Raw genomic sequence first — 20,677 nt, forward strand, 5'->3', positions numbered from 1 at the left:
GCTAGTCCTCTTTTCCATGTTGGGATGCATTGATTTCGCGATAGACTTGGCTAGTCTTCATCAATTCCTCGTGCTTGCCAACAGCTAGTAACTCACCTTTTTCCAAGAGGAGAATCTGGTCTGCCATCTGTAAAGTTGAGGTTCGTTGAGAAATCAAGATTAAGCTTGTATTTGGCAAATTTTCTCGGATAGCTTTCAAGAGCTTGGACTCTGTGATGGTATCGAGAGCTGAGGTCGCATCATCTAGGATGAGAAATGGAGCTTGGCGCAAGACCGCACGTGCGATGGACAGCCTTTGTTTTTGTCCACCTGAGAAATTTCGCCCTCCTGCCTCAACTAGAGCATCCAAAAGTCCTTCCTTTTCACTGACAAAATCCTTAGCTTGCGCAATCTCCAAGGCCTGCCAGAGTTGCTGGTCAGACACTTCTCGATTAAAACCCAAAGTCAAATTGGAACGAATAGTTCCTTTAAAGAGTTCGACCTTTTGGGGAACATAGGCAATCCAAGACCGCCACTGCTCAAGATTACGAGGACTACGTCCATTTCGATAAAGGTCAATGCTCCCCTTGTCTGCTGGATAAAGACCAAGTAAGACTTGCACCAAGCTTGATTTACCTGAACCCGTTCCCCCAATGATACCAAGGATTTGCCCTTGATTCATATCAAAGGAAATGTTTCTCAGAGAAGCTTGAGCCGCATCGGGATAGGTAAAGGTCAATTCTTGGACTTGAAAAACCCGATCACCGGTAGCTTGCTTTTCTTCTAATTCTGAATAAATATATTCTGGAGCTTCGGTAAAAACTTCCTCGATTCGCTTGGCTGAGATATAGGACTGGTTGAGGGAATTGATCAGCATGGCGAGCTTAACCAATTCCACCAAGATTTGCAAGAGGTAGTTGATAAGAGCAATCAGGGCACCTTGACTGAGTAAACCTCCTTGAATTGAAATATATCCCTGCCAGATGATGACGAGAAGAGTTCCATTAACAATCAGATAAGTCAGTGGTGTTAACAAACTAGACCAGAAACCTGTCTTTTCTTGTAATCTAGCATAAACTTGGTTAAGAGTTTGAAAAATTTGTAACTCTCGTTTTTCCTGACCAAAAGCACGAATAACTCGCATCCCTTGCAATTGCTGGCGTGTTTCCTGAACCAGCTGGTCCGTTTTTTTTCTGAGACTGCTGTAGAGAGGATTGACCAGTCGAGAGAGACCGACAATGACAATCGTCAAAATGACAACCATAACTAAGAACCAGAAAGTCAGCTCAGCTGAGATTCTATAGGCCATAAAAATGGCTCCAAAAACGATAATAGGTGCTCTCAAAAAGAGGCGCAGGAATTGATTGATACCATTCTGTATCTGGTAGGTATCCGAAGTCAAGCGAGTAACCAAGCTAGAAGTCGTCAGACGGTCTCTGCTGTCCTTAGGTAAAGAAAGAATATGACGATAGAGGTCGTTTGTCAATTCCTTGGCAAAACCTACCGCAGCCTTAGCTGAGTAAAACTGGGCTACCAAGGCCACTAAAACGCCAATCACTGCAAAGATAAGGAGCAGGCCAATCTGCATCCAGAGGTGTCCTTGATTTCTCTGGGGCAAGGATTGGTCAACAATCCCAGCAATCACCATGGGAACCAAGAGTTCAAAAACAGCTTCAAGTAGCTTGAACAAGGGTGCTAAAATTGATTCTTTGATATAGGGTTTGAAGTAAGATAGTAAGTGTTTCATAGATCCCTTCTATTCTTATTCTGGAAATGAAGAAAGTGGGAAGCCCCACCCTCTCAGTTTTATTTGTTTAAGTAAGGTAATAGATAGCCATATCCTGCTTCTTCCATCTCATCCTTGGCTACAAAGCGCAAGGATGCAGAATTAATACAGTACCGCAGGCCACCTAATTCCTGAGGTCCATCTGTGAAAACATGACCCAAGTGAGCATTTCCTGACCGAGAACGAACCTCGATTCGCTCCATTCCATGGCTCAGGTCCTTGTAATAGTGAATCAACTCCTTAGAAATCGGACGACTAAAACTTGGCCAACCACAACCTGAGGCAAACTTATCCTTAGCAAAAAAGAGTGGCTCCCCTGTCGTGATGTCTACATAAATTCCCTCTTCAAAGGTTTGGTCATAAGCATTACTAAATGGAGCCTCTGTAGCAGCTTCTTGCGTAACACGATAAGACTCTTCAGTTAAGCTTTCCTTTAACACCTCTTGACTAGGCTTTTCATAGTTAGAGGCGTCAATCAATGGCTTCTCAGCATCCGTCACATCGATATGACAATAACCTGAAGGATTTTTCTTGAGATAGTCTTGATGGTAGTCTTCTGCTAAAATGTAGTGGCGAAGTTTCTCCACCTCTACTGCAATCTTTCGACCCAGCATACGCTCCTGCTCCTGCACCACTGTGTAGATAGCTGGCAAGTCTGCTTCATCCTGATAATAGATTCCCGTTCGATATTGGCGACCACGGTCATTCCCTTGTTGATTAATAGACAAGGGATCAATGACACGGAAATAATAAAGCAAAATCTCTCTGAGTGACACTACTTTCTCATCATAAATCACTTGAACAGTCTCTGCATGGTCTGTTTCCTTGAGCAACTGGTAATTAGTTGTTTCGACTTGCCCATTAGCGTAGCCGACACTGGTTGCTAGCACTCCAGAAATTCGTGAAAAATACTCCTCTAGGCCCCAAAAACAACCACCTGCTAGATAAATTTCTGCCATCTTTATTTCTCCTTTATCAAGTTTTTAACTAATACTCTTCGAAAATCTCTTCAAACCACGTCAGCTTACATCTGCAACCTCAAAACAGTATTTTGAGCTAACTCCGTCAGTTCTATCCACAACCTCAAAACCATGTTTTGAGCAACCTGCGGCTAGCTTCCTAGTTTGCTCTTTGATTTTCATTGAGTATAAACTTCTTTTCAAAAAAAGGACAGGAAGCCCTCTGGTCGAGAGTTTCCCCATCCTATCCTCTATTTCTTTATTTTGCTTCTACACGGACACCTTGGGTATCAACTTTCAAGTCATGCAGTTTGCCTTTAAAAGACTGCTTTTGCAATTCAGCTTTAATCTTCGGCATCTTGTCATGAGAAGCCAAGACCATCACTGTCGGCCCTGCTCCAGAGAGGTAGGTCGCATAGGCACCATTCTCTTTAGCTACTTGCTTAATCGTCGCAAATTCACGGACCAGACTTTGACGATAACGCTCGTGGAAGAGGTCCCCCTCGATTGCTTGACCAGCTGTCACCATATCTCCTGCTAACAAGGATGCAACGGCCACATTGGCGATAGAACTAGCCGCAACAGCTTCCTTATAGGACAATTTTTTAGGTAAGACACCACGGCTGTCGCGAGTGCGCAATTCATAGTTGGGAATATAAGCTAGAAAATCACACTCCGGGAAGTCAGACACAATTGCTGAAACATGCCCTTCAACAGAACTTGCAATAACGAGATTGCCGTAAATTGCTGGAGCCACATTGTCAGGATGCCCTTCAATCTTGGTCGCCAACTGCAATTTGTCGTGGTTAGATAAGTTGAGCTTGCCCAGTTGATTAGCTAGTTCAATCCCAGCAACGATAACAGAACTAGAAGAACCCAAACCACGCGCCAAGGGAACATCACTGGTCATTTTCAAGCGTCTCGGTTGCAAGTCAGGCGCAATTTGCAAGGCAATCTTAAGCAAAAGATTACGCTCGTCATGGGGAATCCATTTGCCAATCTGGTGTTCAATCAACCACTCATCCCGTTCTTCACAGACCTCAATTTGAAGATACTTGGTAACAGCTACACCGACCGAATCAAAACCTGGCCCAATATTGGCACTGGTTGCAGGTACAATAATCTTCATCCTATTCTCCTAACACCTTGAAGGTATTCAAGAGGTCAAATTCTGAAGCTTTGGCCAACTCTGCTGAAACATTCTCAAGTTGTGCTTTATTGATCTTATGAGTGATAATCACTACACGCGCCTTGTCACCCTCTTTGCCATCTTGGAGGATTTGCTTGAAGGAAATATCTTGAGCATTGAAAATCTCAGCCAATTTCAAGACCTGACCTTTTGAGTCTGGAGCCAAGATTGAGAAATAGTAGTTTGCTTTAACATCTTCTGGATTTGCCAAGACTAGGTCACGGCTATATTCGTTGAAGTCTTTACCAATGGTACCATCATTCAAGCGACGAACGATACGGACAATGTCCGCTACAACACTAGTTGCAGTTGGTTTTTGACCAGCACCTGGTCCGTAGTACATCGATTCACCGATTCCGATAGACTCCACAAAGACTGCGTTCATTACCCCATTCACACTGGCAAGTGGATGTGCTTTAGGAAGGAAGGTTGGAGTCACTTCTACAGCAATACCTGAAGGAGTTTCCTCGATGGAACCAACCAATTTCACTACATAGCCAAGGTCTTGGGCTACAGCTACGTCTTCTGGTGTGATGTTGCGGATTCCCTTGTGGGCTACATCGTCAAAGGCAACCTTCATACCAAAAGCAAATTGGCTCAAAATCACCATCTTGTAGGCTGCGTCAATCCCATCCACGTCATTTGTAGGGTCGCTTTCTGCAAAACCAAGTCTTTGCGCTTCTGCAAGAGCGTCATCATAAGACCAGCCTTCTTCGACCATCTTGGTCATCATGAAGTTAGAAGTTCCGTTAACGACACCAAGAACGCGCGTGATTTTATCAGAAGCTAATGAATTTGCTAGAGTGCGAAGAATTGGAATCCCACCAGCAACTGCTGCTTCGTAGTAAAGTGCTACATTATGCTCTTTAGCGATTTCTAGCAATTCTGCACCATGAACAGCCAAAAGGTCCTTGTTAGCAGTAACAACGTGTTTCCCAGCTTCTAAGGCACGAGTGATAAAGGTCTTAGCTGGTTCGATACGCCCCATCAATTCCACTACGATTGTAATGTCTTTATCTGACAAAATATCGTCTACATTGGTTACAAAGTTAAAGTCATTTCCTGCTGCAAGCAAGCGGTTCTTTTCATCTTCATCCTTAACCAATACCTTGGCCACTTCAATCTCTGAATGAGCTGACTGAACGATTTTTTCTCCATTTTCCTTTAGGAGGAATGGCACACCACTTGCAACGGTACCAAATCCAAGTAAAGCAATTTTAACTGTCATGTTTGTCTCCTAGAAATTTTCTGATATAGCCATTATAACAGAATTTTATGAAAATTCCTATTATAGTAAATCACTATTTCGGTCTAGAAAAGAAAAAACGAATCCCAAGATTCGTCTTTCCTGATAAATGAAAATTGATTTTAAAAATTATGAACGAATCTTTTGCAGACCGAGAACTGCATCATGGTTAATCAATATTTGCCCATACTCTTGCAAGACTGAACGACTGATGTCACTATCGTCTGCAAACTCACGCATACGAGCCAAGAGCCAAGCCGGATATGGACTTGGATGATTTTCCACATCGACTAAGATTGTCAAATAATAGTGTCCATTCATCTTATAGAGTTCAGATGTTTCCATCTGGTAGTTAACCGTCTTTGCAAAAGCAACTAAGTCAGCAAGGCTTGCAAAGCGTAGGATATAGTAGATATAAGGTTCTTTCTTATTCTCCGTCTCCTTGTCTGCCTGCTCTTGCTCTTCTTCCTTTGCTTCGACCTGCTCTAGAGATTGGATGGCCTCAATATCGTCCTTGGTCTTATCTGCAATGCTCTTTTCCAAGGTTTTGAGAAATTCATCTGGCGACATTTGGGCTAATTCTTCCATGTCTGGTAGATCCGCCAAATCTTCAAAATCCAGATTTTGGTCAATCTTGGACTTGGTCACAAAGACGTCGACCTTATCAGGTTTTGGCGTCACGCGGAAACTCAGCATGCCACTATCCAAGAAATTGTCTGGCATCTCTAACTCATCTAAAATAGCATAGAAAAACTCTTCGGTTTTTTCCTGAGGAACGAGAAAGTCTGCAATCTCCATTCCCCGATCCATCAAATCATCTAAAGTCATCGTGATTTTTAGTGTTGTATCACTAATTTGTTTCATCTTCATATCAAGTAACCTCATACTTTCAGTCTATCTATTATACTAGATTTTTACGATTTTATCAAAAGAATGAAGCGAGAATGTGATATAATACTAGATATGATTTTAGATTTAAGAAAGAAAGTTCAATGAAAAATATAAAAGTAAATGCATTGGCCAGCTTGCTGGTCAATATTCTCAATATCGTTTTTCCACTGATAACCAACCCTTATCTGACGCGGATTCTCAGCAAATCCAATTACGGTTATTTCAATACAGCCAATACCTGGGCAAGTTTCGTTATTCCACTAGCTGCCTTTGGAATATACAACTACGGGATTCGAGCTATCAGTAAGGTCAAGGATGACAAGAATAAAATCAACTACGTCTTTTCTAAGTTGTTTTATATCTCGGTTTTCACTTCCCTCCTGACCACTGGTATCTACTTCCTCATTATCTTCTTTGACACCAGCATTGAGAATCTGAAAGTCCTCTACTACATCCTAGGGGCCCAAGCACTCTTCCAATTTCTCAATATCGAATGGATGAACGAGGCTTATGAAAATTATGCCTTCATCCTCTATAAGACATTAATTATTCGAATTACCATGCTGGTCGCTATCTTCGCCTTCGTTAAAACGGCAGATGATATCGTTCCTTATGCTATCGTTATGACAGCGACCACTGTCCTCAACTACCTGCTCAGTTTTCTTTGGATTAAGAGAGAAGTTTCTTTTGTTAAGATCGGTTTCGTCGAATTAGCTAAAGCTTCTAAACCGCTCTTCACTATGCTTCTCTTAGCGAACGCTAATATGCTTTATACCCTGCTAGATAGAATGTTTATCACTAAGGGACCGGATGAGAACTATATTTCCTACTATACAATTGCCTATAGTATCGTCATGTTGATTGCCAGTGTCTTAAGTGGAGCTATCAACGTCAGTATTCCACGCCTCGGCTACTATCTCGGGAAAAAGGATTACAAGTCCTATAATTATCTCGTGAATCAAGCGGCATCCCTATTCTATTTCCTTATGGTTCCAACTAGTATCGGGATTATGATATTGGGACGGTACGCAACTGTTATTTATTCTTCTGAAAAATATCTTGAAGCGGGTATCGTAACTAGCGTCTTCGCTTTTCGTACCATCATTTGGGCTATTGAGTTGATTCTTGGTAAACAGATTATCTTTATCAACGATCATGAAAATCGCTTAACTGCCTTCTACTTCCTTGGTGGTGGTGCCAATATACTATTAAATAGCATCTTGTATTTCAATAATATTTTTGCACCTGAGTATTACATCGCTACGACCATTATCGCAGAAACTATCGTTGTTTTACTTGAAATTCATTTTATCAAGAAACACCAACTGATTAGTTTAAAAGAAATTTTTATAACCTTAACACGTTATAGCATTATATCCCTTGGTTTTATCCCAATCTTCTATATTTTCAAGATGATTTTCCAAATCAATTCCTACACAGTAAACTTTAATATGATTCTCATGGTTCTTTCGACCGTGGCAACTTGTGGTATCTATTACCTCTTGACCCTCTTTATTACGAAAGACAAAACACTCCACTATGCACTGAACCTTGTACTTGCTAAATTAAAACGAAATTAAAAAAATCCCCTACTGATAAATTAGTTGCCAGTAGGGGATTTCTTCTTTATTCTTTTTCTTTCTTTTCAGAAGCGTTGGCTTCCAGATTTGAATCTTGTTTAGGTTGTTCAACAATAGAGGAATTAGCTTCTTGTTTCTGTTCTGGCTTGACTGCATCGCTATTTACAGCAGCAACAGCCTGTTTCCAGATTCCTTCTTCGTTTACTTTGTAACCATCAGGTGTTGTTGCGTTCTTCAACAAAGAACCATTAGCTTGGAAATAGTACCAATTACCATCAAGCTGTTTCCAACCCGTTTGCATAGCTCCTGATTCATCAAAGTAATAATGATCACCATTTACTTTATGAAGGCCAACCAACATGATGCCATCTTCAGGATTTAGATAATACCAGACGCCTTTGTCTTTTATCCAACCAGTTTTCATGGCTCCATTTGATTCAAAGTAACGGTAATGATTATCAAACCATTTCCAGCCTGTTTGCATGGCACCAGATTTGCTAAAGTAATATTGCTTACCATCTACTTGATGGAGGCCGACTAACATAACGCCTTCCTTACCTTCAAGATAATACCAGGCATCACCATCTTTCAACCAACCAGTTTGGAGTGCGCCCGACGTAGCGTAGTAATGCCAAGAATCATTTGACCACTGCCATCCAACTTGCATAGTACCTGCAGAGCTGAAGAAATAGTTCTTACCGTCAATCTCTTTAGATCCTACAGCCATAATACCTGTTTCTGGATCCAAATAATACCATGATTCTTTATCTTTCAACCAACCCGTTTTCATAGCACCTGAGTTCGTATAGAAGTACCAGCTATTGTCTTGCCACTTCCATCCAGTCTGCATGGCACCACTAGCATTCAAATAGTAACGAACACCATTTATATCTTGTCTGCCAGTTAACATGATGCCATCTTTATCCAGATAATACCATGTTTCCTGATCCTTGACCCAGTCGGTTTTCATAGCTCCAGAACTTGCAAAATAGTTCCAGTGACCATCAACAAATGCCCAGCCAGTTTGCATGATACCTTCTTGATTAAAGTAGTATGTGCTTCCATTGATATTCTTTTTACCAATGGTCTTTAGCCCATCCTCATCATAGAAATACCAATTTGAATCAATCTTTTGCCAAGTTGAAGGCTTACCTGCTGTTTGGAGTGCACCACTTTCGCTAAAGACCATCTTCTTGCCATTATAGACTTGATGTCCTGTTAGCATCTTCCCATCTGCTGCAAAGAGATACTTTTTCCCTCCGATTTCAGAGAGCTCGCTAAATCGTCTAGCACCATTTGATTGGATATAATACCAAGAGTCATCTAGTTTGAACCAACCACCAGTTTGCATTTTACCATTTTGGTTCAGATAGTAATCATTCCCTTTGGCATTTTCTCCCCAGTCGTCGTTAAGGTGAAGCCAGCGACCTGCTTGCATTTGTCCTTTTCCATTAAAGAAGTAAGTGGCTCCGCCAATCTCTCTCCAGCCGATAGCCATTTCTCCGTCAGTCAAACGATATTTCCAATAACCATCTTCTTGATACCATTTTTCGTCAACTACAGGGATATCAGGGAAGGTATTTGAAACATTTGCAAATCCTTTATCGCTAATATCAAAAACGGTAGCGTCTTGAGTTTGGCTAGCAGCATGAAGAACCTGAATATTTTTCTTCTGAAGGTATTCTCTGGTTGAAGCAACATTAATATCTCCACCAGTTGTCTGAATAATCATTTTTGGTGATAAGTTTTCAAGGAAATTAATCGTATTTGAAATTGTCGCATCATAATGGTGGTTCCATTTCATCATATCAACCTTACCGATAACTGGACCTAACTTATCTTCTGCTCCTTCGGCATTATCCAAATCTCCACCAAGATAGATTCTCTTTCCTGCCACAGTCACTACTGAAACAATGGAGTTGGAGTTATCATCTCGAACTTTTTTCAGATTCCCGTCAGCATCATATTCATTCTTATAGTTGTAGAGTTGGATATCCATATCACCTAATTTTAGATGACTATCCTCATCTGAAATATTCTGGATAAGAGTAACTCCTCGTTTTTGAGCTGCTCTCAAAGCATTATCATAATTGAAAAGATTATCCCATAGTCCCCAGTTTGCTGTGATCCGATCATCTGAATATTTTTTCAAATAAAACTTACCGACCTGATATCGATTGAGTATTTCGTCTGCTCCACCAATATGGTCACTATGAACATGAGTGCCTATAATAAAATCTAATTTTTTTACACCTATTTGATCCAAGTGGCGAATCAATCGATCCTCCAATACTTGATAATTTCTCATGGAAATTCCCCAGCGGCTTGGATAGCGTGGATCACTCCCATCAGGAAAATCATAGTCTTCTCCCATATCAATCAAAGCATAATGACCATTGCTTTCCAGAAGGATGGCATCACTCCCAGATTTTGCTTTTGTATTTATGAAATGGATACGATTGCCCGAACCTGCAGAGATGGTATCTGCATCTACTTCTTGCGATAACTGAATCAGTAATAGAAAGAATGCGAGAACACTATAGCTGACTGATTTTAATAACCATTTATTTTTCACCTTGAAAACTCCTTTATCTTAACAATAAGCAACTTTTACTAATCTAATCAATCCAGTAGTTTTTATCCCCTCCTGGGACTTGTTGCTCAATAGGCGGTGGAGTCATATAGTTTTCTCCAAATTCGTAGACAAGTATTTCATGGTATTTTCTCGGAACCTTGACCACAATGTTTTCATAAGGCATATCAATCAAATCATAGAGCCATTCTTTTTTTATACCATTTGGATAATAAGGGTCATAGATAGTACAAGTAAGATCTGTTGCTTGATCTACACTATACTTCAAAGCAAGACTCTCTAATTTTTGATTCCATAGCTGTGGGGAAGTTAAGCGGAAAATCGCTGATCCCATATAACGAGGGAGGTTCTTAAGTCCACCATTCTCAGACTTGATCCCTTTAAAATTCAATGAAGAAAGGCGAATGAAATATTTGTAGAGCTTCATTTTCTTACGGTCACTTTCCTCTGTGACGACACCATCATATGGAAAAATGTCAACACAAGTTCCCAATACAACCGTTGGGTCTACGAGGTTAGCATCTCGACGAGTCCTTACATCATAGACTCTCATATAACTGTATGGGTATCCCTTTGTTTCTCTGAATGAAATCAATTTGTAGTAGGGATGATTTTCATTTTGTAAAACCTTGTACAGTTTTTCAAATTCATCACGCGCTAAGGAAATATCTGTATCATCATCCCAAGGGATAAATCCTTTATGGCGTACAGCTCCTAGTAAGGTTCCAAAGTCAATAAAGTATTTGATTTGATGTTGTTCACAAAGATCATGTAGATACTTTAAAATATCCAATTCTACTTGCTTGATTTCTTCAAGAGTTAAAGTTCTTTCAGACATAGGTTCTATTCTCCTAAATTTGACTATATTTTTAAATGTTTCTTAATCCCAATCTCGTCATTTAGACCTTTTAACAATCTTCCATAATTTAAAATCATGATGAGATACTCTTTGTTCAACCGGTGGCAATTGCATATAGTCTCCGTAGTCTGAGGTCAAAATTTCATGATAGTTTTTCGGAATGGTAAATTCCTTACCTTCAAATGTTCCAGTAGTAACTTGTTCCAGCCATTCACGTCTCCACACTGGTTTGTTCATATCCTTGTAGATAAGATAATCCACCTGCTCATAATCTGAGACTTTACGGGATTTTGCAAGCTCTTCAATCTGGGCAACGTATTTGTTCGTATTGGTGAAATAGAAAATAATAACTGAAACATAACGTAGCAGTGAATTCAGTACACTTTTTGTATTGGTAATGCCTTTGAAGGTATAGCAACTCAATTGACGTTTCTTTATCAGTTTCGTCATCTTGTTTTTAAATTGTACGTCATCCTCGTAGCCATCTACAGGGAAAATATCTACATAGATTCCCATATTCGAATCGATGCGAACATCTTCTTCTAGCAAGTAAGTATGGTTATCCTGCACTTTCATGAAGGGATAGACATAGTTGAGATTATTTTTATAAGACATCACCTCGTAACGTTTATCAGGGTTAGCGATAAGGTAGTCTTGCAATTTTTCATAATCTTCTCGTAACATGCAGATATCCATGTCATCATCCCAAGGGATAAATCCTTGATGGCGAACAGCACCAATTAGACTTCCATATGCTAAGAAATACTTGACTCCAATTTTCTGACAAACTTCATGAATATACTCCATGATTCCAAGTTCCATCTGTTGAATTTCATTGATATCTGTTACTTCTTGGTACCGAACTCCTTCATCCCGTTTGCAGACTACGAGTCCATAGCCAATCGCTAGCCAGAAGATGATATTAATAAAGTTGGTTGAATACATAATCTGACTTTCAAATAATTGACCAAACAAGATACCAAAGAATAGGATCATGATCAATTTATCAGTATTTTTCTTGGAAACAATCAAATACGTTAAAAAGCGCTTGATGACATAAGCCAGTACAAAAAGGAAGGATACCAAACCTAGAACTCCCGAACTGACAAATATGGTCACAAAAATGTTATGGAAATTCCCACCAATAAGGGAGTTTTGAATCTCAAATTTACTGAAATATTCTGTGTAGTAATCTGGAACATTTCGTACACCATAACCAAAAATTGGTTTGGCACTTCCCATCTTGATGGCATTTTTCCAGATATAGGTTCTACCACTTGGTGTTGTTTCGATCAGATGGAGCTCACCGTTTTTCTTAGTAACAGATGAATCTGTCTCAGCATAGGATTGTCCATTGTTTAAATCTAAGACAGTCGCAGTTTCAGATGAGATATAGATTGAAGTTACATAGCTTAATCCAATATTAGTTGCAGCAATCAGCAAACCAGCAACTATAAAAGTGAGGAATCGTTTAACGATACTCCCTCTAGTAGCAAAGAAACTATAGAGTCCAATCATGAGAAGTAAAGAAAGTAAGGCTCCTCGACTTTGCATCGTAGCAAAGTAAACGAATTGAATCACATTATTCAGTTTAAGATAAACAGAATATTTACTTCCTTTATGGATCAAATACATAGCCAAAATAATGCTAATGTATGAAAATATCGCACTAGCATTTGGATTGACAATCCCCCACAGACGTCCATTCATGACACCATAGTAATAAGATTGTTCACCAATCTTAAATAGGATGAGGACTCTACTTATCAATAAACCAAACGCAAAAATTGCTGAAGAAAAAGATACAATTTGAACCGTATAGGCAATCCAGTCAAATAATTTTTTAAGTTGCCCTGATTGTAACATGGTAAATAATAAAACATAGGTTACCATGAAGAGGATTTCAATCACATTTCCAATCAGATGTCCAGAGCGATTGAAAATAGCTGATAGCAGATGACTTCCAGCTAAGAGTCCAAATAAGGATAGAAATTTGCAATCTGCTGTGATTTCTTTCCACTTAAACAATAAGGTATAGCAAATATAAAGCACTACAATCGCTGATAATCCCTTGTAGAGGGGATTTGCTATCTTATAAACCAGTGAACTCATACTTAAAATAGAAATGAAAACAAATAGATACGCAATCCATAGTTTTGATTTTTCAAAGTATTCATCCATTTTTGAAAAATTCATTTTCAACTCCTTCTCATGATATTAGTTTTTTAATCCAACAATTTTCTTATATAGCCATGGAGAAATGACAAGTGAAAGGATCGCTACCTTGCGAAAAGTGGTGAAATAAGCATCTTTCCATATTTCGCGTCGGTGCTGAACAATCCAATTCCTCAGCTCGGCTTTCTCCTTTTGATACTCTTCACGTGAAGTAAAGATAATTTTATCGTAAACTGTGATGTACGACCAACACTCTCTATTTATTAATTCGTATTTTAAATTAGGGAAGGCTTGTGAAACTTGAGCAATTATTTGCTGATAAACTTCTATTGTGTCAAATACATGTCGATTAACAGATGTTGTTGCACTTCCCTCACGGTGATCATAATAATAAACAGGTTTGTCAATAAATACGCAACTGCATCTTGTCTTTAGTAGCAATTCAGTTAAAAATAGAGCATCTTCAGCTAGGTGATAGTTGGTATTAAACTTTTCATCCGCTAGCAGGTCTCTCTTAAACAGTTTTGCGACTGGAAAAAATGATGTTCTGGTAGTCATCAGTAGTTCCTTCATGGTTTCTTCTGTTGACCAGAGTTCTGTTTTTCCTGAATGTGAAGGTAGGTCTGTTACAATGCCGTTTTTGATATGGTGCAGAGGAGCAATAACAAAGCCTACATTCACCCCTTCAACTGCACTTGCTAAAGTAGCTAGGTAATCCTTGGTAACGAAATCATCGCTATCAATAAAGGTAACCCAAGAACCCGTCGCTAGCTGAATTCCCATATTTCTAGCATTTGAAACTCCAGCATTTTCGATATGATAAACCTTGATATTCTCATACTGAGATGCTAATTGATCACAGATCTGTCCACTGGAATCAGTAGAACCATCATTGATTAGGATTAACTCAAAATGGGTATAAGTCTGTTGAAGAATCGACTCCACACATCGCTCCAGATAAGCCTCTACATTGTAGACTGGAACGATAACGCTTATTTTTTCTCCCATCATGCTCCATATTCTCCCTTGTACTCTGTGTAGCTCTTATCCATGTCTGCTATAATAGCATCATGATGCGGTACTTGCTTGTCTGCTGGTGGCGGTGTCATATAGTCCCCAAAAGCAGTGCTGAGATAGGCATCGTAGCCAACTGGGATAGGCATCTCTGTTCCTTCAAATGGCAAGAAAAGATTGTCTTCAAAGGATGCGATTGGGTATTTGTTTCGCATGTAGCCGGGACCTGAGCATAATTCCGTAATTCCATCGCTCTCAGCCAGACCATACTTGGTCATTTCTTTTTCAGCTTTTTTCCAAATGCGATAACGTAGAGATTTTGGAGTCAGGCCGAGTAAGATGCGACTTCCCCATTTCATGACCGCACCATGCTTTTCTGGGATAGTTTGCGCACAAAAGAGTGAATAAATCAGGGCCCAACGAACCTGTTTCTTACGCTCAGCTGGATTTTTAGGATAATAATCCAATGGTAAAACGTCCAAGGCCAAACCGTGTGGCAAATCCAAATCCTTTTGATAAGGCTTGATACAAGTAGTTTCCTTGTCACGAATGGTAATAAAAAGGTTACGGTCTACAAAATCTTTGTTACTCTTTGACAAGAAATAACGCTCGTCTGCATAACGTGGCCACAGTTCTGCTAATTTTTCATAGTCCTTACGTGGCATGAAAAAGTCTAGATCATCATCCCAAGGAATGAAGCCCTTATTACGAAGGGCGCCAATGGCTCCTCCACCACAGAGATAGCACAACAAATCATGTTCTTTACAAAATGCGACGAAATATTCAGCCATTTCCAGACTACGAGCCTGAATCGCTTTCAAATCACTCATGTCTCTCCTCTTCTGTCCAATAACGAGTTATATCGTTTTATTATACCATAAAAAAGCCCTAAAAATCCATCAGATACTAAGAAAAATCAAAGCCTAAACCACTTTTTCACTTGTGATTCAAACTTTGATTTTTTTATAGTATTCTATCTCATTCCCATTTGGGCGAGTTTGGTCTGGTATTTATTTTGATCAACTAGAAGTCCTTGTCCACCATAGATATCATAAGCATCTACCCAGTCACCAAGTTCGGGAACAGTTAATCTTTCGATACCATTCTGAGCGCCTTCTATGACAGATAAACCATTGGTCAACAAGAAGCTATATGGTAAATTGGTCGAAGTCATCGCAAAGACTTTTCCAAGTGCCTCAGATCCTGTAAAGAGTTTGGTTGGATCTTTGATCTGCTCAAGAACGGCTGACATGACTTGTTGCTGACGTTTGGTACGGCCATAGTCTCCCTCATCATCATCACGGAAGCGAGCATAGTTCAGCAAGGTGGAGCCATTCATCTGCTGTTTTCCAACTTTGATAGTTTGAGTTGGGGACTCTGTCTCTGTTGCATGAAGGTCATCTCCAACTGTGGCTTCTGTTAAAGGTTGACCATTCAATGTTGAGAATTGGGCATCAATCGTTACTCCGTCAGGGAAGAGGGTATCAATAGCTGTTGCAAAGGCCTGGAAGTCAACTAGGGCATAGTACTTAATATCCAAATCAAAGTTGTCTTTTAGAACCTTGCGGACCATTTCAGCACCTTTTTGCCCTTCTTGTTCCCCAAGTTCATAAGCAACATTTAGTTTATTATCCGTCTGTTTCTGGCCATTTACAATCTTACTATACCCGTCGATATAAACTAAGTTGTCACGCATAAAGCTGACTAGTTTGATCTTCTTATCCGATCCACTGACATTCAGTACCATGATTGTGTCGGTACGGGTCTCCGCACTATTTTGACCGATACGGCCATCTGTCCCCATCACTAAAATATTCACACCATCTTTGGTATCCTGACCGTTAAAGACCTCTACTTGAGCTGCCTTGGCGTCAGCTGGCTTATTTGTTGGATTGGCTGCTGACTGGAACCCTCGAAGAAACATAAAAATCATTCCTGCAACCACACATGTAATCAACAGCAAGAACCAAGTCAATATTCGTTTGAAGCGAATTCTTCTTTTTTTCTTTTTGACTTTAGGTTGAGGAGCTACCTTTTCACGTTTCTTAGACCGGCTTCTACTGCCATAAGTCGGAAGATCAATATCTCTACCCCAAGTTTCTTCTTTTTCTTCTTGGTGGAAATGGTGAACTTCAGACTTGGGACCTGCCATTTTCTGTTGCAGATAATCAAATTCCCTCCGTTCACGGTCGTTAAGGTAATGAATATTTTTGAAGAGATAGTCATAACGTAACTGCTCGTGATGACTTAAAGGATTTTCTTTGCTCATTGACTCTCCTTTTCTAAATCATTTATGGTAAAAATCGGGTAGGTTCCCAGTATCTTGTGCTGGATCCCAATGGCCTCTAGTTCTTGTCTGGCAAAATGAACCAGTTCTTTTTCACTATAGTCCACATCAATAATGAAAAAGTATTCTCCCAAGGCTGTTTTAAGGGGGCGACTTTCAATCTTTGTTAAGTCAATCCCTCTCCAAGCAAAGGTCGAAAGTGCCTTGTAAAGAGCACCAGGTAGATTGTCTGGTAAGGTCAAGGCCAAACTCATTTTTTCAGCTTGCGAGTTCAAAGGAATCATCGGTATCTCTGCCCCTAACACCCAAAAACGGGTAAAATTGGATTCCATTTCTTGAATATCCTCAGCAATCAATTCCAATCCATATTCTTCAGCTGAACTTTTAGGAGCAATAGCTGCATAAGGCTGGTCTGGATGTTCTGAGATAAAGCGGGCCGCATAGGCGGTACTGGCTGTTACCTCAATTTTGGCTTCTGGATAGTGTTTATCGATGAATTTTTTTCCCTGAGCCAAAGCCTGAGGATGGGAAAAAATCTTCTCAATTTTTGACTGACCTGGAACTGCCATCAGTTGCTGGTGAATGGGTTGAACGATTTCTGCAACTGCTTGGATGCGAGCCTGATGAAAAAGGTAATCCAAGCTTTCATGAACGCTACCTTCAATGGAGTTTTCAACTGGCACCACAGAATAGTCCACCAAGCCCTGTTCATAGGCTTTGATAACATCTGTGATATTGGCAAAAGCCTGCAATTCCTCTTTGGGAAAAGCTGTCTGCACAACATGATGCGAAAAAGATCCCTTGGGACCTAGATAGGCAATTTTCATCTCAGTTCCTCTATAATTTCCTCTGGGCTTAACTTGGTCACATCCAAAACCCGACTGGCTACTTCCTCATACCAAGCTTGTCTTTCATGGAAAATAGCTGCTAGTTCTTCCTTACTATGATTTAGAAAGAGCGGGCGCTGATTGTCCTTATCAGCTGCGATACGTTGGTAGAGGGTTTCAAAATCGGCTTTCAGATAGATGTTATCAGGATTGGTTTTGAGCAAGTCACGATTTCTCTGAGAAATGATAACTCCTCCGCCAGTTGACACAACTCGGTCCGTTTTTAGTAAGTCAGATAGGACTTCTGACTCTACTTGACGAAAGGCCACTTCTCCTTTTTCAGCGAAGAAATCCGCAATGGACATGCCCAAACGTTCCTCGATTAAGGCATCCATATCGATGTAGTCTGGGTCCAATCCTCTAGCGATTGTCGACTTGCCTGCCCCCATAAATCCGAGTAATACCTTAGCCATGAATCAAGCTCTCCAAATCATCAAAGAAGCTAGGATAGCTGGTATTGATGGCTTCAGCACGGTCAAGTTCCACTTCTCCATCAGCAACCAAGAGGGCTGCGATGGCTGTCATCATTCCAATTCGGTGGTCACCAAACGTATTGACTCTAGCGCCATGAAGGACTGATTTCCCTTTGACAATCATCCCATCTGCTGTAGGAGTGATATCCGCCCCCATGCTATTTAAGGCGTCAGCCACCACCTGAATGCGGTCAGTTTCCTTGACCTTGAGTTCCTCAGCATCCTTAATGACCGTTACACCTTGTGCTTGTGTCGCGAGAAGAGCAATAATAGGCAATTCATCAATCAAACGTGGAATCAAGGCTCCACCTATCTCCGTTCCTTTGAGGTCTGAAGACTCGACAGTCAAGGTTGCTGATTTAGCGACTGGATCGATTTCAGTTATTTCCAATTTTCCTCCCATGGCACGAATGATATCAATAATACCAGTACGCGTTTCATTGATGCCCACATTCTGCAGCACCACACGAGAGTTTGGAACAATCAAACCTGCGACCAACCAAAAGGCTGCACTGGAAATATCTCCTGGGACAACTACCTTTTGTCCAGTCAGTTTTTGTGGTCCTTGAACTGTGATTTCCTTGCCATTAATACTTAAATGGCCACCAAATTGCCGTAGCATATCTTCAGTGTGGTTGCGAGTACATTCTTTCTCGATAATAACGGACTCCCCCTGAGCCTGCAAGGCTGCAAATATCAAGGCGGACTTGACTTGAGCAGAGGCGATTGGCAACTCATAGTGAATAGGTGTTAGGTTTTTCGTCCCTTTTAAGTGAAGAGGGGGCAGGTCTCGCTCGGTTTGCCCTGAAATGCTAACGCCCATTTTTTTCAGTGGAATCGTCACGCGATCCATAGGACGTTTGGAAAGACTATCATCTCCGAACATTTCAACTTCAAAATCTGCACCAGCAAGGACACCTGAAATCAGGCGAATCGAGGTGCCAGAATTTCCCATATCAAGAGCATTTTGCGGAGCTTTTAAGCCATCCATTCCAACACCTTGAATGGAAACAACCCCATCTTTGTCCTCAATTTCAACACCAAGGTCACGAAAAATCTGCATGGTTGAGAGCACATCCTCTCCACGCAAAATATCATAAACCTTAGTCTCTCCCTCAGCCAAACTTCCAAAAATAATCGAACGATGGCTAATAGACTTGTCACCTGGAACCCGGATACTGCCATGTAAGTGGCGAATGTTTATTTTTAGTTTCATAGTTGACCTCATACTTGCAATACTTTTTCTTATTTTATCACAAAAAAGCCAGAAATTCCTGAAATTTCTGGCTTTTATACAGATAAAATACTATTTCAATAATTCTGAAACAGGTTCAAAGACAATTTTTTCAATGTCTGAAAGGTAAATGGACAATTGTTGCTGTTTGGCAAAGAAATCTGACAAAAGAGCGTTCTCTTGGATTTGCTTGCTGAAGGACTGCATCTTTTCTTGGAAAGAGGCATCTGGCATTTGTCCCGTTTGCGCCATGACTTGGATTTCTTGCTGGAAAGCGAGGTAGTCTGCAAAAATCTTGCTAGCTTGTTCATCAGCTTGGATGGCATCTTTTGCCGCCTTAACTGCCTTGTATTCTGGTAATTCGCGTAACCCGCGACTAAGTTCATTTGCACTATCGTAAATATTTGACATGATTTTCTCCTTATTTGATGACGACTGTGTAGTCCGTATTTTCTGTAATTAAGCGCTCAGCTCGTTCCAAATCTTGAGTATTTTTAAAGGAAATTTGGAGAATCCCGTGAACATCCTCACGGTTTTCCTCGTTGATGTGGATGTTAACCAAGGAAGTTCCACGTAGCAATTCCAAAATCCGCAAGATGACATCTTCTTCATCGGGAACATCGACATAGAGGTCGTAAGAACTGTCCACACCACCACGCTTATGGATTTCCATGGCCTGCCTTTGCTCACGTGCTTGATTGAAAAAGTTCCAAATTTGCTCTTCATCTCCCCTGCTAATGGCTTGTCCAACCTCATCTAGGCGCTCCTTGAAATCCGCAATTCGATCTAGGATAGTCTCACGATTGGACAAGAGAATGGAAGTCCACATACCTGGCTCGCTTTCCGCAATGCGAGTCATATCTCGAAAACCACCCGCCGCAAAGCGCCTTGCCATTTCATGATCTTGAGCATAAACTGCTGTCTGCTCCATGAGGCTGGAAGCCAGAATATGTGGAAAATGACTAATCTGAGAAGTCACCCGATCATGCTCCTTGGCATCAATCTCGATAAAACGAGCATGGAGACCTGAAAGTAGGTCCTTCATTTCCTCAAGCGTGTCTGAACTAGTCAAACTAGATGGAGTAAAGATATAGTAGGCATTTTCAAAGAGATTAACATCGGCAGAGGCAGCTCCTGTCTTGTGGCTACCAGCCATGGGATGGGCCCCGACAAAGCGGACAGGCTTGCCAACCAAATACTGCTCCGCCACATCTACAATGGCTGACTTGGTTGAGCCTGCATCTGAGATAATGATGCCTTCCTTCAAGTCTAAGTTTGCCAGCTCCTTAATAAAAGCAATGGTCTGTTTGATTGGCAAGGTCAGAATGATAACATCTGCTAGAGGAGCGAAACTAGCAAAATCATCCGTCGCACGGTCTATCATCCCCCGCTCCAAGGCAATGTCTCTCGAAGCCTGACTGCGATTATAACCTAGAATTTCATAATCAGGATGATCACGCTTGATACCGAGCGCCATCGAAGCACCAATCAAACCGAGACCTACGATATAGATGGTTTTTGCCAT

At 40.7% G+C, this 20,677-nt stretch carries 17 protein-coding genes; 1 reads left to right on the forward strand and 16 read right to left on the reverse strand.

The features are described from left to right. Position 1 precedes the first annotated feature (1 nt). The 5 genes from M1F63_RS06045 to mecA all read right to left on the reverse strand — a co-directional run bounded on the left by M1F63_RS06045 (position 2) and on the right by mecA (position 6,029). Positions 2 to 1,726 carry an ABC transporter ATP-binding protein gene (locus M1F63_RS06045; protein WP_247940964.1) on the reverse strand — a complete coding sequence of 575 codons (1,725 nt, stop codon included), beginning with the start codon at positions 1,724 to 1,726 and terminating at the stop codon, positions 2 to 4. 59 nt (positions 1,727 to 1,785) lie between these two features. Further along, positions 1,786 to 2,724, reverse strand: a complete 939-nt coding sequence (gene msrB, locus M1F63_RS06050; protein ID WP_247940965.1) for a peptide-methionine (R)-S-oxide reductase MsrB — start codon at positions 2,722 to 2,724, stop codon at positions 1,786 to 1,788. Between the two features lie 259 nt (positions 2,725 to 2,983). Next, complete coding sequence (thrB, locus tag M1F63_RS06055) at positions 2,984 to 3,853, reverse strand: homoserine kinase (protein ID WP_247940966.1); 870 nt, start codon at positions 3,851 to 3,853, stop codon at positions 2,984 to 2,986. Position 3,854: 1 nt separating this feature from the next. Then, entirely contained in the window at positions 3,855 to 5,141 is a 1,287-nt protein-coding gene (locus tag M1F63_RS06060) for a homoserine dehydrogenase (RefSeq protein WP_247940967.1), read from the reverse strand. A 147-nt stretch (positions 5,142 to 5,288) separates the two neighbouring features. Then, the gene (gene mecA / locus M1F63_RS06065; protein WP_070567629.1) at positions 5,289 to 6,029 is read right to left on the reverse strand and encodes an adaptor protein MecA; all 741 of its coding nucleotides are present in this window, start codon (positions 6,027 to 6,029) and stop codon (positions 5,289 to 5,291) included. A 122-nt stretch (positions 6,030 to 6,151) separates the two neighbouring features. Between mecA and M1F63_RS06070 the strand changes: the two genes are divergently transcribed. Then, on the forward strand, positions 6,152 to 7,630 hold the full coding sequence (locus M1F63_RS06070; protein WP_061586872.1) for an oligosaccharide flippase family protein: 1,479 nt from the start codon (positions 6,152 to 6,154) through the stop codon (positions 7,628 to 7,630). A gap of 46 nt (positions 7,631 to 7,676) precedes the next feature. On the opposite strand, the gene M1F63_RS06075 is transcribed toward M1F63_RS06070, so the two are convergent. From M1F63_RS06075 to M1F63_RS06125, 11 genes are all read right to left on the reverse strand, one after another. Beyond that, complete coding sequence (locus M1F63_RS06075) at positions 7,677 to 10,205, reverse strand: MBL fold metallo-hydrolase (RefSeq protein ID WP_247940968.1); 2,529 nt, start codon at positions 10,203 to 10,205, stop codon at positions 7,677 to 7,679. Between the two features lie 43 nt (positions 10,206 to 10,248). Further along, a complete protein-coding gene (locus tag M1F63_RS06080) occupies positions 10,249 to 11,061 on the reverse strand; it encodes a LicD family protein (protein WP_008292505.1) in 813 nt (270 codons plus the stop codon). A 57-nt stretch (positions 11,062 to 11,118) separates the two neighbouring features. Beyond that, positions 11,119 to 13,278, reverse strand: a complete 2,160-nt coding sequence (locus M1F63_RS06085) for a LicD family protein (protein WP_247940969.1) — start codon at positions 13,276 to 13,278, stop codon at positions 11,119 to 11,121. Positions 13,279 to 13,299: 21 nt separating this feature from the next. Continuing rightward, positions 13,300 to 14,268, reverse strand: coding sequence for a glycosyltransferase family 2 protein (locus M1F63_RS06090; protein ID WP_247940970.1), 969 nt, complete (start codon positions 14,266 to 14,268; stop codon positions 13,300 to 13,302). Then, entirely contained in the window at positions 14,265 to 15,101 is an 837-nt protein-coding gene (locus tag M1F63_RS06095; protein WP_001281444.1) for a LicD family protein, read from the reverse strand. Before M1F63_RS06095 ends, M1F63_RS06090 begins: the two co-directional genes overlap by 4 nt. A gap of 143 nt (positions 15,102 to 15,244) precedes the next feature. Further along, positions 15,245 to 16,540 carry an LCP family protein gene (locus M1F63_RS06100; protein WP_247940971.1) on the reverse strand — a complete coding sequence of 432 codons (1,296 nt, stop codon included), beginning with the start codon at positions 16,538 to 16,540 and terminating at the stop codon, positions 15,245 to 15,247. Continuing rightward, a complete protein-coding gene (pheA, locus tag M1F63_RS06105; RefSeq protein WP_180833322.1) occupies positions 16,537 to 17,385 on the reverse strand; it encodes a prephenate dehydratase in 849 nt (282 codons plus the stop codon). Before pheA ends, M1F63_RS06100 begins: the two co-directional genes overlap by 4 nt. Then, positions 17,382 to 17,858 (reverse strand): shikimate kinase, encoded by a 477-nt coding sequence (locus M1F63_RS06110; protein ID WP_247940972.1) that lies wholly within the window; start codon positions 17,856 to 17,858, stop codon positions 17,382 to 17,384. The genes pheA and M1F63_RS06110 overlap by 4 nt, the downstream gene beginning before the upstream one ends. Continuing rightward, entirely contained in the window at positions 17,851 to 19,134 is a 1,284-nt protein-coding gene (gene aroA, locus M1F63_RS06115) for a 3-phosphoshikimate 1-carboxyvinyltransferase (RefSeq protein ID WP_247940973.1), read from the reverse strand. The genes M1F63_RS06110 and aroA overlap by 8 nt, the downstream gene beginning before the upstream one ends. 90 nt (positions 19,135 to 19,224) lie before the next feature. Then, the gene (locus M1F63_RS06120; protein WP_000065973.1) at positions 19,225 to 19,563 is read right to left on the reverse strand and encodes a YlbF/YmcA family competence regulator; all 339 of its coding nucleotides are present in this window, start codon (positions 19,561 to 19,563) and stop codon (positions 19,225 to 19,227) included. A gap of 10 nt (positions 19,564 to 19,573) precedes the next feature. Further along, positions 19,574 to 20,677, reverse strand: a complete 1,104-nt coding sequence (locus M1F63_RS06125) for a prephenate dehydrogenase (protein ID WP_247940974.1) — start codon at positions 20,675 to 20,677, stop codon at positions 19,574 to 19,576.

The sequence above is a fragment of the Streptococcus oralis genome (assembly GCF_023109155.1).
Lineage (GTDB): Bacteria > Bacillota > Bacilli > Lactobacillales > Streptococcaceae > Streptococcus > Streptococcus oralis_BZ.

Coding starts and splice junctions, on each gene's coding strand:
- thrB (WP_247940966.1), bottom strand. CDS start 3,853: ATGAAGATTATTGTACCTGCAACCAGTGCCAATATTGGGCCAGGTTTT.
- aroA (WP_247940973.1), bottom strand. CDS start 19,134: ATGAAACTAAAAATAAACATTCGCCACTTACATGGCAGTATCCGGGTT.
- pheA (WP_180833322.1), bottom strand. CDS start 17,385: ATGAAAATTGCCTATCTAGGTCCCAAGGGATCTTTTTCGCATCATGTT.
- M1F63_RS06045 (WP_247940964.1), bottom strand. CDS start 1,726: ATGAAACACTTACTATCTTACTTCAAACCCTATATCAAAGAATCAATT.
- M1F63_RS06080 (WP_008292505.1), bottom strand. CDS start 11,061: ATGTCTGAAAGAACTTTAACTCTTGAAGAAATCAAGCAAGTAGAATTG.
- M1F63_RS06090 (WP_247940970.1), bottom strand. CDS start 14,268: ATGATGGGAGAAAAAATAAGCGTTATCGTTCCAGTCTACAATGTAGAG.
- M1F63_RS06085 (WP_247940969.1), bottom strand. CDS start 13,278: ATGAATTTTTCAAAAATGGATGAATACTTTGAAAAATCAAAACTATGG.
- M1F63_RS06110 (WP_247940972.1), bottom strand. CDS start 17,858: ATGGCTAAGGTATTACTCGGATTTATGGGGGCAGGCAAGTCGACAATC.
- M1F63_RS06095 (WP_001281444.1), bottom strand. CDS start 15,101: ATGAGTGATTTGAAAGCGATTCAGGCTCGTAGTCTGGAAATGGCTGAA.
- M1F63_RS06070 (WP_061586872.1), top strand. CDS start 6,152: ATGAAAAATATAAAAGTAAATGCATTGGCCAGCTTGCTGGTCAATATT.
- M1F63_RS06100 (WP_247940971.1), bottom strand. CDS start 16,540: ATGAGCAAAGAAAATCCTTTAAGTCATCACGAGCAGTTACGTTATGAC.
- M1F63_RS06120 (WP_000065973.1), bottom strand. CDS start 19,563: ATGTCAAATATTTACGATAGTGCAAATGAACTTAGTCGCGGGTTACGC.
- mecA (WP_070567629.1), bottom strand. CDS start 6,029: ATGAAGATGAAACAAATTAGTGATACAACACTAAAAATCACGATGACT.
- msrB (WP_247940965.1), bottom strand. CDS start 2,724: ATGGCAGAAATTTATCTAGCAGGTGGTTGTTTTTGGGGCCTAGAGGAG.
- M1F63_RS06125 (WP_247940974.1), bottom strand. CDS start 20,677: ATGGCAAAAACCATCTATATCGTAGGTCTCGGTTTGATTGGTGCTTCG.
- M1F63_RS06060 (WP_247940967.1), bottom strand. CDS start 5,141: ATGACAGTTAAAATTGCTTTACTTGGATTTGGTACCGTTGCAAGTGGT.